A 13,253-nucleotide genomic window follows, 5' to 3' on the forward strand; every position below is an offset into this window, starting at 1 on the left:
GAGGCCTCTTCAGATCATTGGTGTTTGAACTGGCCTCATCGCTTGCAGGAAAGCTCCTACAGGGGTTGAGGTTGTCTACAAATACCGGGTTCACCCTGAAACATTGTGGGAGCTGGCTTGCCAGCGATGAGGCCAGTGAATCCGGCACAAATCTCACTCCCCCGCCGCCACACTGGTCGCCGCCTGCCCCGGCGTAACAATCGTGTTCAGATCAATGTGCTTCCACTCAGGTTTGGCCCCCAACCGCGCATTGAAGCGGTAGTTGAAGGTGAAGTCGTCCGCGGTCGGCAGCGTCAGCGGTTTGCCATACACCGCTTCTATTCCCGCCAGGTCGTAACCCATCAACTGCAACAGCGTCGGGAAGATGTTGTAGTGGCTGGAGCGATCCTTGTTCTGCGGTAATGCCTGCGCCCAATCCGGGCCGTGCACCTGATCGCCCTGAATCACCACCAGCGGCACCAACCCTTCTTCCTCCACCGGATCGCCGCCGCAGTGGGTATTGAGCCCGGGGTTGCCGCGCTCATGCAGATCCTGACCGTGATCGGAGGTGTAGATCAGCAGCGCATTGTGCAAATTGGCCTGGGCAAACACCCGGGCGAAGAACTCGCCGACATTCCACAGCACGGTGTTTTTGTAGGCGTTGCGGTACAGCACCCAGTCATCCGGCTGACCGTTGAAACCGTCACGCTTGCCGGTGTCGGCCACTTCGGTGAACTGCCCGCGCGGCAGCGTCGGGCGATACGCCATAAAGGCGTCGGGGTATTTGTCGTGCACCGGGAAATGCGCGCCGACCTTGTTGATCACCACCAGCTCCGGTTGATCATCGTTGAGCAGTTCGATCAGCTTCGCGGCGGCAGCCATGTCGCGGTCACGCACACTGGTCTGGTCAAACTGGACGAATTCGTCGATGTCCTTTTTCTCGGTATCGGTCATCAGGTTCTGCAAATTGCCCGCGGTGCGCTGGGCGTCGATGTACACCGTGCGCAACCCGGCCTTTTTCGCGTACTGCCAGATCGACGGCAGCGTGCTGTTGATCCGCATGTAATCGGCGCGGGTCCCGCCGTAGCGCAGGGTGACGTTGGTGTCGGCGCTGCAATTGGCAATCGACGCGGCGTAGCCGTAGTTGAAGATGTCGACGCCGGTTTGCGCCTGCTTGAGGTTGCTGGGCACACCGAACGGCGCGTTGATGTCCAGGTAATTGCCGGAGATGCTTTCGTCGATGATCAGCACGATGTCGTGATTGACCGCGGCTGTGCTGCGCGCCAGGGTCACCGGCTCACGCGGGCCGACGGTGTTGTGCAGCGCTTCATAGGCGAACAGGTTCAGATAAGCCAGCGGCGTGTACATGATCGGCAAACCGCGCGCGCCCTCGCCCGCCCGCAGGAACAACACCGCACTCAACAGCAGCACGCCACACACCGGCGCCGCCACGCGCAACGCATTGGGCACCACCAGTGCATGACGCGGCTTGAGACCGATGCCGAACAGCAACAGCAGCCCGCTGAGGGCGCCATGAACGATCGCGTCGCGATACTGATAGGCGGCCTCCTGGATGAAGCCGCCGGAGTACATCAGCGAGACAAAGCTGCTATAGCTCAGGTAATCCGCGGTGACGCGGGTATAGACATCGAAAAATACCGCCGAGACAAACAGTGTTATTGCGAATAAGTGGCGAATGAGAGTCTGACGAATATAAGCCGTTAGATATAACGCTAAAGTTAGCGCCAAAAACATCGCGCCAAAAAGAAGTACAGCAAAACCGCCACCGATAGCATTTAACCGATCAATGTAATATTCGGAATAAAGCAGCAAATAAACAATTAAAAGTAATTCTTTGGCATATCTGAACATGGCGATACCGCTCGCGCAAAACGACAGGGAGTCAAAGGTTTGTCGGTCAGAACCTGACACTAGCACCCAGCCATCAAAGCGCAAGAATTGACTGTTTTCTTTAGAAAGCGTCAAAAAACCGGTGACTCAAATCTGACACACACCCAACGCTAGAAGCCTTTAAATTAAAGACTTACAACCGTTTATCGCTTATTTGGAATCTGAACAAATCTGTAAAAAAACAACAAATCCAATCGCAGCAATGACTTGATGGCCAATCGCCAAAAAGCGCTCAAGTGTTATACAGGTGCAACATGTCATTTTGCTGACACGCTTTCCAAACCCTGCGCTATACCCCTTTTACAGTCTTCTTCCGAACTTCTTCTTTTCGCTCTATCGAGGGTGCGCAGATGGACGTGAGCGTATTTGGCACCGGCTATGTCGGATTAATTCAAGCCGCCGCACTTGCAGATGTAGGGCATCGGGTTTTATGTGTCGATATTGACCCCAACAAGATCAAGCAACTGCAACAAGCTGTGCCACCTATTAGTGAGCCAGGTCTTTCCAGCACCCTTGAAGAAAACATCAAGGCCGGGCGCTTGCTCTTTAGCACCCAGGCCAGCGACGCGGTGGAGCATGCCGAGCTGATTTTCATCGCCGTGGGCACCCCGGCCGATGAGGATGGCTCCGCCGACCTGACCCATGTGCTCAACGTCGCCCGGCAGATCGCCTCGCACATGGAGGCCGATCGCACCCTGATCATCAAGTCCACGGTGCCGGTCGGCACGGCGGACCAGGTCGCCGCCAAGGCCAACGAAGAGTTGCAGCGCCGTGGCCGCAGCAGCCTCAAGGTGCGCGTGGTGTCCAACCCCGAATTTCTCAAGGAAGGCAGCGCGCTCGCCGATTGCATGCGGCCGGACCGGATCATCGTCGGCACCCGCGATGACACCGCTCGCGAGCAGATGAGCGAGTTGTACGCGCCGTTCTGCCGCAACCACGAAAAACTGATGTTCATGGACAATCGCAGCGCCGAGCTGACCAAATACGCGGCCAACGCGATGCTCGCCACGCGCATCAGTTTCATGAACGAACTGGCCAACCTCACCGAACTGCTCGGCGCCGACATCGAAGCGGTGCGCAAAGGCATCGGCTCCGACCCACGCATCGGCTACCACTTCATCTACCCCGGCTGCGGCTTTGGTGGCTCGTGCTTTCCCAAGGATCTGCGCGCCCTGCTGCACACCGCCGAACACAACGGCATGCCGCTGAAACTGCTGCGTAGCGTCACCGACGTCAACGACAGCCAGCGGCACATCCTCTTCAGCAAACTCAAGGCGCAGTTTCCGCAGGGTCTGGCCGGCAAGTCGATTGCGATCTGGGGCCTGGCGTTCAAACCCAATACCGATGACATGCGCGAAGCCCCCAGCCGCTACCTGATGGACGCGCTGTGGGCCGAAGGCGCCAGCGTGCAAGCCTACGATCCGGAAGCCATGTCCGAATGCCGGCGCCTGTACGGCTATCGCAACGACCTGCACCTGTGCGCCACCCGCGACGACACCCTGGAAGACGCCGATGCGCTGGTGATCTGCACCGAGTGGAAAAATTTTCGCGTAGTGGATTTCGAGCTGCTGGCGAGCAAGCTGCGCTCGAAGGTGATTGTCGACGGGCGCAACCTTTACAACCCGGAACACGTGGCCGCCGCCGGCCTGCACTACAGCGGCATCGGCTTGCGCCACATCGCTCCGGAAGGACTGCGCCCATGAAAATCCTGGTCACCGGCGCAGCCGGCTTCATTGGCGCTCATTGCGTGTTGCGACTGATGCGCGACGGACATGCGGTGGTCGGCCTGGACAATTTCAACGGCTACTACGACCCGCAGCTGAAACACGATCGGGTGCAATGGGTGCGTGATCAGGTCGGGCATTTTCCGCTGGCGCGGATTGATCTGGCCGATGCCGCCGCGATTGAAGCACTGTTTGTCCGCGAGCAACCGCAAGTGGTGATCCACCTCGCGGCGCAGGCCGGGGTGCGCTACTCGCTGGAAAACCCGAAGGCCTACCTCGACAGCAACCTCTGCGGCTTCCTGAATATTCTCGAAGGCTGCCGGCACCATCCGGTGGAGCACCTGATCTACGCCTCGTCGAGCTCGGTCTACGGTGCCAACCAGCACACGCCTTACTCGGTGCATGACGGGGTCAATCACCCGCTGTCGCTGTATGCCGCAACCAAAAAAGCCAACGAGCTGATGGCCCACAGTTACAGCCACCTGTTCGGCATTCCCAGCACCGGCCTGCGCTTTTTCACCGTGTACGGGCCATGGGGTCGGCCCGACATGTCGCCGATCCAGTTCGCCCGCGCGATCACCGAAGGCACGCCGCTGAAACTGTTCAACTACGGCGAGCACCAGCGCGATTTCACCTACATCGACGACATCGTCGAAAGCATCGCGCGCCTCACCGGCCATCCGCCGCACAACCATCCGGAATGGGACCGCGAACACCCCGACGCCGGCAGCAGCATGGCGCCGTGGTGCCTGTTCAACATCGGCGGCCACCACCCGGTGGAGCTGAAAACCTACCTGGCGCTGATGGAAAAACACCTCGGCCAGAAAGCCATTGTCGAGCTCTTGCCCCTGCAACCGGGCGATGTGCTCAACACCTGTGCCGAGACCGATGATCTGGCCCAGGCCACCGGGTTCCAGCCCCGGATCGAGCTGGATGAAGGACTGGGGCGTTTCATCGCCTGGTTTCGCGACTACTACCCCACAGCCTGTCACCCACGCGCCGCTCGCGGCTGAACATCAGCGGAGGACCCCATGACTGGACATGAACAAGGTGTACCGATCAATCAGATGCGCCGCGACAAGCGCATGGATCCCGAGCACCGAATGCGCCTCGATAGCGCCATCCACAGGCAGGGCCGTGGCTGGTTGACCGGCCGTGACGGTGGCCGGCCGTGGACGCTGTCACGCACCAACCGGGTGCTGGCCTGCTTCGGTGCGCTGCTGATTCTGGTGGTGTTTTCGCCGCTGCTGCTGGGCCTGGCACTGGCGATCAAGTTCACCAGCCCGGGGCCGGTGATGTTCGTGCAGAAACGCACCGGTTATCGCGGCCGCACCTTCGGCATGTTCAAGTTCCGCACCATGGTCTGCAACGCCGAAGAACTGAAGGAATCGCTGCGCCACCTCAACAAGCACGGGGTCGACGCCATCGACTTCAAGATCGACAAGGATCCACGCATCACCGGCATCGGCGGTTTTCTGCGGCGTACCAGCCTCGACGAACTGCCCAACCTGTTCAATGTGGTGAGCGGTGACATGCGCCTGGTCGGCCCGCGTCCGACCTCGTTCAACGCCTACCGCTACAAGGACAGCCACCTCGCGCGCCTGAGCATCTACCCCGGCATGACCGGCCTCTGGCAGATCTCCGGGCGCAGCAACATCGACTTCGACCAGCGCGTTGAGTTGGACCTCAGCTATATCGCCGAGCAAAGCCTTTTGCTTGATCTGAAGATCCTGTTGAAAACCCCCTTCAAAGTATTCAGCGGCCACGGAGCAAGCTAATGGACGGTTCAACCAACAAAAGCCTGAGCATTGCCAACCCCAGCGAATCGAACCTGATTTCGACCGTGCTGGATCTGGATCTGCGGATCCTGTTCCTGACCGCCGCCAACCCCGGCGCCGGCACCACCACCAGCGCGTTGGCACTGGCCAGCCAACTGGCGCAGATGAGCAGCGGCCAGGTGCTGCTGGTCGACGCCAGCCAGTCGGCGAGCAACCTCACCCAGCAATTGAACCTGGGCAAGGAGCGCGGCTTGCGCGACCTGCTGTTCAACCCGGACAACCCGCCGCTGTTGCAGGACTGCGTGGTGCAGGTGTCGAGCCTGCCGTTCCATGTCCTGCCCAATGGCCGGCCGATCCGCACGCTGGAGCACTTGACCGCCGAGCGTCTGGGGCCGTTGCTCGATCAACTGGGCAGCCAGTACCGCTTCGTGGTGATCGACGGCGACGCGGTGTATTCCGCCGCCGACACGCTGGTGCTCGCCACTCAGGTCGATGGCGTGGTGTTCGTGGTCCGCGCCGAGGACACGCGCTGGGAAGTCGCCCAGGCCGCCGTGCAACGCCTGACCCAGGCCGGGGCGAAAGTGGTCGGCAGCGTGTTCAACCGGCGCAAGTACTACATGCCCAAGTGGCTCTACAAAAACCTGTAAGCAAACGCGAAGGATGACGCCATGAACGCCAAGATACTTGTTCTGCTGATGCTGCCGCTTGCAGGCTGCTCCAGCACTTCCGAAACCCAGAACATGCCGGTGAACATTCTCACCGCCACCCCGGCCAACGCCCAGGCCACCGACATGCCGAAGGTCGAACAGACCCTGCGTCCGCAAGACGTGCTGGATGTGATCTTCCACATCAGCACCAGTGGTTCGGACGCCTACCGCGTGCAATCGGGTGACCAGATCGGCCTCAACTTCACGGCGGCCAGCCAGCTCAACGGCAACCAGCTGGTGCTGCCTGACGGCACCATCAACCTGCCGGGCGCCAACACCTCGGTGAAAATCGCCGGGCTGACCAGTGACGAGGCGCGCGAAGAAATCCAGCGTGCCTACCAGCGCAAACAGCTGTTCCAGCCCAACCGCAATCAGCTGACGGTGCAGATCATCAGCCCGCTGACCAACGAGCAGAACCTCAAAAGCGCGCTCAACCACCCGGCCACCGGCATGAGCCGCGAGATCACCGTGGGCACCGATGGCTATGCGAGTTTCCCGGAAATCGGCGCCGTGCCGCTGCAAGGCATGACCGTCAATCAACTGGAAACCTTCCTCAACCAGAAGTACGCGCAACTGCCGGGACGGATGAGCGTCGATGTGCTGCTCAAATCCACCGCCGGCAACGAGATCTACGTGCTCGGCGAAGTCGGCCAACCGGGTTCCTACCCGATTCGCCGGCCGGTCTCGGTGCTTGAAGCGCTGACCCTGGCGCGCGGCACCAACGTCAAGGCGCGCCTGGATTCGGTGGTGATCATGCGCCGCAACGGCAACCAGGTGCAGGCCGTGCACTACGACGTGGAAAAAGCCTTGTCGGGCGACGCGTCGCAGATCGCCTACCTGCAACCGGACGACATGCTGTTTGTGCCGAAAACCAAACTGGCGAGTGCCGGTGAACTGGCCCGGCAACTGGCAGACGTGGTGCTGTTCCAGGGCGTGGGCTTCAGCTTCGGCTACCGCGTCGACAACAAAGACAGTAACAACAACTGACTCTCAGGTGACCGATCATGAATCCAAAGGAAAACTACCTGCATGAGTTCTTCAGGATCTTCTTCGCCAACAAGCAATTGGTGAAACGGGTCTTCCTGATCTTTGCAGTCATCGCGTTGCTGCTGCCGCTGGTGCTCAAACAGAGCTTCGATATCACCGCCCAGGTGATCGTGCAGTCGAAAAAACTCTCCCAGGGTGACGCCACCACGTCACTGACCGTCGATAACGCCACCTTCATTCCGCCGTCGCTGGCGGACATGGAAACAGAAAGCAACATCCTCCGCTCGCCGGCGCTGATCCGCCAGACCATCAGCGAGCTGCGCGACAAGGGCGAGTACAACCCACCGGTGGGCATCTTCGCCAAACTGGTGAGCGACCCGTTCCGGCGCTACGTTTCCTCGCCGCTGCGTGAGTACCTGATCAATCCTTTGCGCAACATGCTCGGGCTGCAAACCGATCCGGTGCGTGACACCGTGCTCGACGGCCTCACTCAACAGGCCCTCGACAGCCTGAAGATCGAGACCCTGCCCGGCTCCAACGTGATCTCGATCGTCTACAGCTTCCCCGATCCGCATCAGGGCACGACCTTTGTCGCCACCCTGCTGCAAAACTATCTGGGCAGCCGTCAGGCGCTGCAATCAATCGACCTGCCGCAATCCTTCTACGAAACCAAAAAGCACCTGTATCAGGTGCGTCTCGATGGGCTGGAAGGCAATCGCCAGGCGCTGCTGGAAAGTGTCGGTTCGTCCGATCCGAAGGAAGAGATCACCTTCCGCCTGAACGCGATCAACACCGAAGAGCAAGCCCTGAACCTGTACCAGGATCGCCTGCTGCAGAGCCAGCGCTGGCTCGAATACCTGAAAACCGCGCTGGCCGCCGCCAGCACCAACAAGCTCAACGACTACACCTTCCCCTACACCTTCACCACCACCGTCGACAACGTGGCGTTCGAGGATCGGGAAGTCAAACAGTTGGGCGAGCAACTTACCACCCAGGTCAGCCGCTACATGAATGACCTCGCGGTATTCCAGCCCGGCAGCGAGCCGATGCTGCTCACCCGCGAACAGATCGCCCGCACCCGTCAGCAATTCCTCAAAGTGGTGAGCAACCGCATTCAGGAGCGCACCAACGACCTGGCCGTGGTGCAACAGGTGATCGATCAGAAAACCGCGCGCATCGCCGACTTCAAGAACCGCATCCACACTTTGCAGCAGACCCAGAGCAAGCTGCGGCAGATGGACACCGAAATCGACGCACTGCACACGGCGTTCTCGACCTACGCGCAACGCTTCGCCGAAAGCAGCACTGCCGGTTCGCTCAACGATGATCTGTCGAACGCCAAAGTCCTCAGCCCGCCATTTGAACCCACCGAGCCGGCGTTTCCCAAACCGCTGCTGATCATTCCGTTCGGGCTGTTCACCGGTCTGCTACTGGCGATTGCTCTGGTGTATGTGCGGGAGTTCTTCGATCACCGCTTCAAACATCCGGCGCAAATCACCCACGAACTGGGTCTGCCGGTATTGCTGGTGATCAACGACGAAAACGTGCTGCCACGCAATCCGCACAAGAACTGGACCGTGCCAAGTTTCGTGCACTGGGTGCGCAATTGAACACGCTGTCCACCCCGCATGCCGCGCTGCCGATCATTCATTTGCTCAGCAGCGGCGGCTTCTATGGGGCCGAGCGCATGTTGCTCGATCACTGCCTGGCGACACCGGGGCAGCACCAGGTGCTGTTTCTCGATGCGCCGCCAGCATTGATCGCGCGCTTTCGAGAGGCCGGGGTGGACTGTCGTGGCTGCGCCGGACCGGGGGAGTTGTTACGTCACCTGCGTGCCCGGCGCAGTGAGCAGCCGCTGATCAACACCCACAACTTCAAAGGGCTGTTGTTCGGTTGGGTCGCGGCGACGCTGTTGCGCTTGCCGCTGGTCATCACCCAACACGGCTTCACCCCGCGCAGCCGCAAGCAGAAGTTCTACACCTGGCTGAGTCTGCAGTTGTGCCGCACCGCGTCGGTGGATCGGGTGGTGTGCGTGGCCGAAAGCATCGCCGTGCTGCATCGTCAGGCCAGCGTGCGGGCGGAAAAACTGCAGGTGATTCCCAACGGTTTACCGGCCGCTGTGGCACTGGTCAGCAACGTAGACCGCCAGCGCTGGCTCGCCGGTTACGTCGGACGCCTGAGCAGCGAGAAAGGCCCGGATCTGTTTCTCGATGCGCTGATTCCGCTGTGTCACCAGCATCCGCAACTGGACGCGGTGATGCTCGGTGACGGCCCGGAACGTGAAGCGCTGCAAACACGCATCGACGCCGCCGGATTGACCCAACGGATTCGCCTGCCCGGTTACCAGACCGCCATGCAGCCGTGGTGGCAACAACTGGATGCGCTGGTCATCAGCTCGCGCACTGAAGGCACGCCGATGATTCTGCTGGAAGCGATGCAGGCCGGCGTGCCGGTGGTGGCGTTCGCCGTCGGCGGTATACCCGATGTGCTCGAACACCGGCATAACGGCCTGCTGGTGACACCCGCCGACAGCGCCGACCTTGCCCGTCAACTGGACAACCTGCTGAGCGAGCGCAACCTGGCCCGGCACTTGTGCGACAACGCAAAGCGTACGCAACAGGATCGCTACGACCTCAAGGCCCTGGCCGAACGCTGGTCGCAGCTGTACATCCGCACGGCACGGGAGGCACGCACATGATTTTCCCGCTCTCGATCGTCACTCTGCTCGGTCTGGTGTGCATCGCTTTGCTCGCCAGTCCTTATCCGTTTCTGGCACCCGGTGCGGTCATTGCCTTGGTGGGTTTTTCGGTGCTGTACCGCAAGCCGACCTGGGGCCTGTTGGGCATCGCTGCGCTGGTGCCGTTCGAAGGCTTCTTCAAGGACAGTTCGCTGTCCGGGAGCAAACTGATCGGTGCTTCGCTGGCGGTGATCCTGATGCTGCAACTGGCGATGCATCAGATTCCCTCCGACCGTTTGCGCAGCAATATCTGGCGGTTTCTCCTGTGGTTCCTGGTTGTGTATTTCCTCAGCCTGCTCAACACCGATGACCTGGGCATGTCGCTGGGGCATCTGCGTGAGCTGAGCGTCGGCCTGATCCTGTTTGTCATCACCCTGTTGATCGGCCGCGAACTGAACCTCGACCTGTTCGCCCGTCTGGTGACCCTGAGCGTCAGTGCCACCTGCGCGATGGCGATGTTCTCGACCAAGTTCCAGGATCAGGGCCGCGCCGCCGGGCTGCTCGAAGACCCCAACGCCTTCGCCCTGCTGATCGCCTTCGCCATTCCGCTGGGCCTGCTGCTGGTGATTCGTGGGCCGAACCTGCTGCATCGGTTGTTCTGGGGCGCTTGCTGCCTGCTGTTGCTCGGCGGCATGACCAAGACCGAATCGCGCTCCGGGCTGGTGGTGGTGGCCTTGAGTCTGTTGATCGGCTGCTGGCACTACCGCGCGCAACTGACCCGGATTCGCCCACGGCACCTGGGGTTCGCCATGCTCGGCGCAGCCATCGTGATTCCGCTGGCGATCTACGCGATGCCCGCCGGTTACCTCGCACGCATTCAGTCCCTGAGCGTATTGACCGCCGGGGCCAAGGGTCACGACGACGAATCCCTCGGCCGGCGCGCCTCGTACATCGTGGTCGGCGGGCAGATGATCCGCGAGAACCCATTGCTCGGTTCCGGCCCCGGCACCTTCCCGCTGCACTATGCCACCACCGGTTACGCCAAGGCGTTTTCCGCCAACCGCAAGATCGGTGACCTGTACCGCCGTGCGCACAACACCTACCTGGAAATCTTCAGTGAACTGGGGATTCCCGCCGGCCTGCTGTTCGTCGGCATGCTTGGCCTCGGCCTGTACAACCTGATCCGCGCCCGCGCTGCGTGGATGCTGCGGCGCGACTGGCATCAGGCAGACCTGATGACGCACCTCGGCGTGAGCTTCCTGTCGCTGACCCTGTTCCTGATGTTCCTCAGCGCGCCGAACCAGAAATACCTGTGGATCATGCTTGCGCTGACCAGCGTGCTGCGCCTCAAGGCCGAGCAAGCGCCACTGACCGAGGCCAGAACATGAGCCGGATCAGCATCATCATCCCGATGTACAACGAGGCCCGGCACATTGGCCGCACGCTGCTGGCCGCGCAAAAAGCCGCACATGCGGCCAATGTCGACTGCGAGTTGATCGTGGTCGATAACGGCTCGAACGATGACGGCCCGCACATCGCCCGCCAGTTCGGCGCGCAGGTGCTGGTGCTGCCGGGCCTGTTGATCGGTGCGCTGCGCAATCGCGGTGCACTGCTGGGGGGTGGTGACTGGATTGCGTTCATCGACGCTGACGTCGAAATGCCCGAAGACTGGCTCAAGTCTCTGTTCGAAATGGAAGCCAGTGGTCAGTCCGACGTATTTGGTCTGGATCTGCACACCCCCGCCGCCGCGCCGTGGTACGCCGCCGCCTGGCAACGACGCACGCTGCGGCCATCGAGTCAGCCCTCGCACAGCGTGGACTGGCTGCCCAGCGCCAACCTGCTGATGCGCCGGCGCTGGTTCGACAAGGTCGGCGGTTTCAACGAACACCTGCGCACTGGTGAAGATAAAGAGTTCACCCTGCGTCTGAACGAACAAGGTGCGCGGCTGCTCTCGGTGAACAGCAGCGTGGCCCTGCACTGGGGCTACGAGATGAACTGGCGCGAGTGGATGGGCAAGGAAATGTGGCGTCAGGGCAGCCATCTGCAACTGCTGCGCACCCACGGTTTCAGCCTGCGCCTGCTGCGTTTTCCGCTGCTCTCGCTCGGCGCGTGGCTGCTCGACTTGCTGGCGATTTCCGCACTGCTCAACGGTTTCCCGCACCACGCGGCCGTCATGGTGATGCTGACCACGATACCAGCGCTGGTGCTGAGCATTCGCCAGAGTTCACGCCATCACGACCTGGGCCTGACCCTGCAACTGTGGAGCCTGCACTGGGTGCGTCTGCACCTGGCCGGGGCGGCGTTCATTCTCAGTCTGTGTCATTGGAACGCCAGGAGGCCTGCCCGTGGCTGAATTCATTTTCTGGCTGTGCCTGCTGCTGCCGGTGTACGCCTACCTCGGCTACCCGCTGCTATTGACCGTGCTGGCGCCGCTGTTTCCGGCCTGGCGCCACAGCCCGGCGCCGCCGCTGAACATCAGCATCGTGATCGCCGCGCACAATGAGGCGCGGCACATCGAGCACAAGTTGCGCACACTGCTGGCGCAGGACTATCAGCCGGCCACGCTGCAGATCATTCTCGCCAGCGATGGCTCGACCGACGACACCGTGGCCTGTGCGCACAAGGTGATCGATTCGCGCATCACCGTGCTCGATCTGCCGCGCCAGGGCAAAGCGGCAACGCTGAACGCCGGCGTGGCGCTGGCGACCGGCGAGATTCTGGTGTTCACCGATGCCGACAATCAGTGGTCGCGGGAAACCCTCGGCTACCTGCTCGCGCCCCTCAGTGACCCGAATGTCGGCGCCTGCGCCGGGCACATGGTGATTCCGGTGACCGGCGGTGGCCTGAGCGTCGGCGACAGTCTGTACCGGCATTACGAAGGCTGGCTGCGCCGGGTCGAGAACCGCACCGGCTGCATGGTCTCGGCCGACGGCGCCCTGCTCGCCCTGCGCCGCGAGCTGTTCCAGAGCGTGCCGGCGGAGGTCAACGATGACTTCTTTCTCAGCACCTGTGCACCGGTGGCATTCAAGCGCATTGTGTACGTGCCCGAGGCGCAAGTGATCGACCACGGCGTGGACGAAGCGGACAAACAATTCCGCCGCCGTCAACGCGTCACCGTCGGTGGCCTGCAAAGCCTCGCCCAGCGCAGTGAGCTGCTCAACCCACTCAAACATGGCCTGTATTCGATTGCGCTGATCAGCCACAAGCTGATCCGGCGCCTGGCACCGATCCTCCTGCTGCCGTTGCTGCTGAGCAATTTCTGGCTGTGGGACGACCACGGTTTCTATCGACTGGCCCTGATCGCCCAACTGTTCGGCTACGCCGTGGCGATTGCCGGACTGCTGGATTCACAACACCGGTTACCCAAACCGTTCCGCCTGGCGGCTTTCCTGCTGGTGACACTGGCAGGCATGAGCATCGGCCTGTGGCAATTCCTGCGCGGCCACCGTTACGCCCAGTGGAACCCTGAACAAAACCGTTGAGAGGACCG

General features: G+C 61.3%; 12 protein-coding genes. 11 read left to right on the forward strand and 1 reads right to left on the reverse strand.

Features of this window, described 5'->3' with window-relative positions; genetic code table 11:
* Positions 1-153 precede the first annotated feature (153 nt).
* Positions 154-1,851: a sulfatase-like hydrolase/transferase gene (locus ACIOUG_RS07490; RefSeq protein WP_401063932.1), complete on the reverse strand. Its 1,698-nt coding sequence runs from the start codon at positions 1,849-1,851 to the stop codon at positions 154-156.
* A gap of 389 nt (positions 1,852-2,240) precedes the next feature.
* Between ACIOUG_RS07490 and ACIOUG_RS07495 the strand changes: the two genes are divergently transcribed.
* The 11 genes from ACIOUG_RS07495 to ACIOUG_RS07545 are packed head-to-tail and all read left to right on the forward strand — an operon-like array spanning position 2,241 to position 13,245.
* Positions 2,241-3,593, forward strand: a complete 1,353-nt coding sequence (locus tag ACIOUG_RS07495; RefSeq protein ID WP_401063935.1) for a UDP-glucose dehydrogenase family protein — start codon at positions 2,241-2,243, stop codon at positions 3,591-3,593.
* Positions 3,590-4,627, forward strand: a complete 1,038-nt coding sequence (locus tag ACIOUG_RS07500) for an NAD-dependent epimerase (protein WP_401063937.1) — start codon at positions 3,590-3,592, stop codon at positions 4,625-4,627. Before ACIOUG_RS07495 ends, ACIOUG_RS07500 begins: the two co-directional genes overlap by 4 nt.
* 28 nt (positions 4,628-4,655) lie before the next feature.
* Positions 4,656-4,763: an ESPR-type extended signal peptide-containing protein gene (locus tag ACIOUG_RS07505; protein ID WP_227698836.1), complete on the forward strand. Its 108-nt coding sequence runs from the start codon at positions 4,656-4,658 to the stop codon at positions 4,761-4,763.
* Positions 4,718-5,392 carry a sugar transferase gene (locus tag ACIOUG_RS07510; RefSeq protein WP_401063940.1) on the forward strand — a complete coding sequence of 225 codons (675 nt, stop codon included), beginning with the start codon at positions 4,718-4,720 and terminating at the stop codon, positions 5,390-5,392. The genes ACIOUG_RS07505 and ACIOUG_RS07510 overlap by 46 nt, the downstream gene beginning before the upstream one ends.
* Positions 5,392-6,039 carry a CpsD/CapB family tyrosine-protein kinase gene (locus ACIOUG_RS07515; protein WP_401063942.1) on the forward strand — a complete coding sequence of 216 codons (648 nt, stop codon included), beginning with the start codon at positions 5,392-5,394 and terminating at the stop codon, positions 6,037-6,039. Before ACIOUG_RS07510 ends, ACIOUG_RS07515 begins: the two co-directional genes overlap by 1 nt.
* A 21-nt stretch (positions 6,040-6,060) precedes the next feature.
* A complete protein-coding gene (locus tag ACIOUG_RS07520; RefSeq protein ID WP_401063944.1) occupies positions 6,061-7,086 on the forward strand; it encodes a polysaccharide biosynthesis/export family protein in 1,026 nt (341 codons plus the stop codon).
* Between the two features lie 17 nt (positions 7,087-7,103).
* Positions 7,104-8,696, forward strand: coding sequence for a GumC family protein (locus tag ACIOUG_RS07525; protein WP_401063946.1), 1,593 nt, complete (start codon positions 7,104-7,106; stop codon positions 8,694-8,696).
* On the forward strand, positions 8,693-9,784 hold the full coding sequence (locus tag ACIOUG_RS07530) for a glycosyltransferase family 4 protein (protein ID WP_401063948.1): 1,092 nt from the start codon (positions 8,693-8,695) through the stop codon (positions 9,782-9,784). The genes ACIOUG_RS07525 and ACIOUG_RS07530 overlap by 4 nt, the downstream gene beginning before the upstream one ends.
* Positions 9,781-11,151, forward strand: a complete 1,371-nt coding sequence (locus tag ACIOUG_RS07535) for an O-antigen ligase family protein (RefSeq protein ID WP_401063949.1) — start codon at positions 9,781-9,783, stop codon at positions 11,149-11,151. Before ACIOUG_RS07530 ends, ACIOUG_RS07535 begins: the two co-directional genes overlap by 4 nt.
* Positions 11,148-12,116: a glycosyltransferase family 2 protein gene (locus ACIOUG_RS07540; protein ID WP_401063952.1), complete on the forward strand. Its 969-nt coding sequence runs from the start codon at positions 11,148-11,150 to the stop codon at positions 12,114-12,116. Before ACIOUG_RS07535 ends, ACIOUG_RS07540 begins: the two co-directional genes overlap by 4 nt.
* Entirely contained in the window at positions 12,109-13,245 is a 1,137-nt protein-coding gene (locus ACIOUG_RS07545) for a glycosyltransferase family 2 protein (RefSeq protein WP_401063955.1), read from the forward strand. Before ACIOUG_RS07540 ends, ACIOUG_RS07545 begins: the two co-directional genes overlap by 8 nt.
* Positions 13,246-13,253 lie beyond the last annotated feature (8 nt).

This window comes from Pseudomonas sp. NPDC087803 (assembly GCF_044742995.1).
Taxonomy (GTDB): Bacteria; Pseudomonadota; Gammaproteobacteria; order Pseudomonadales; family Pseudomonadaceae; genus Aquipseudomonas.

Excerpts from the sequence above, each read along its gene's own strand:
- ACIOUG_RS07510 (WP_401063940.1), top strand. The coding sequence starts at position 4,718 with ATGCGCCTCGATAGCGCCATCCACAGGCAGGGCCGTGGCTGGTTGACC.
- ACIOUG_RS07540 (WP_401063952.1), top strand. The coding sequence starts at position 11,148 with ATGAGCCGGATCAGCATCATCATCCCGATGTACAACGAGGCCCGGCAC.
- ACIOUG_RS07520 (WP_401063944.1), top strand. The coding sequence starts at position 6,061 with ATGAACGCCAAGATACTTGTTCTGCTGATGCTGCCGCTTGCAGGCTGC.
- ACIOUG_RS07490 (WP_401063932.1), bottom strand. The coding sequence starts at position 1,851 with ATGTTCAGATATGCCAAAGAATTACTTTTAATTGTTTATTTGCTGCTT.
- ACIOUG_RS07535 (WP_401063949.1), top strand. The coding sequence starts at position 9,781 with ATGATTTTCCCGCTCTCGATCGTCACTCTGCTCGGTCTGGTGTGCATC.
- ACIOUG_RS07515 (WP_401063942.1), top strand. The coding sequence starts at position 5,392 with ATGGACGGTTCAACCAACAAAAGCCTGAGCATTGCCAACCCCAGCGAA.
- ACIOUG_RS07500 (WP_401063937.1), top strand. The coding sequence starts at position 3,590 with ATGAAAATCCTGGTCACCGGCGCAGCCGGCTTCATTGGCGCTCATTGC.
- ACIOUG_RS07505 (WP_227698836.1), top strand. The coding sequence starts at position 4,656 with ATGAACAAGGTGTACCGATCAATCAGATGCGCCGCGACAAGCGCATGG.
- ACIOUG_RS07525 (WP_401063946.1), top strand. The coding sequence starts at position 7,104 with ATGAATCCAAAGGAAAACTACCTGCATGAGTTCTTCAGGATCTTCTTC.
- ACIOUG_RS07495 (WP_401063935.1), top strand. The coding sequence starts at position 2,241 with ATGGACGTGAGCGTATTTGGCACCGGCTATGTCGGATTAATTCAAGCC.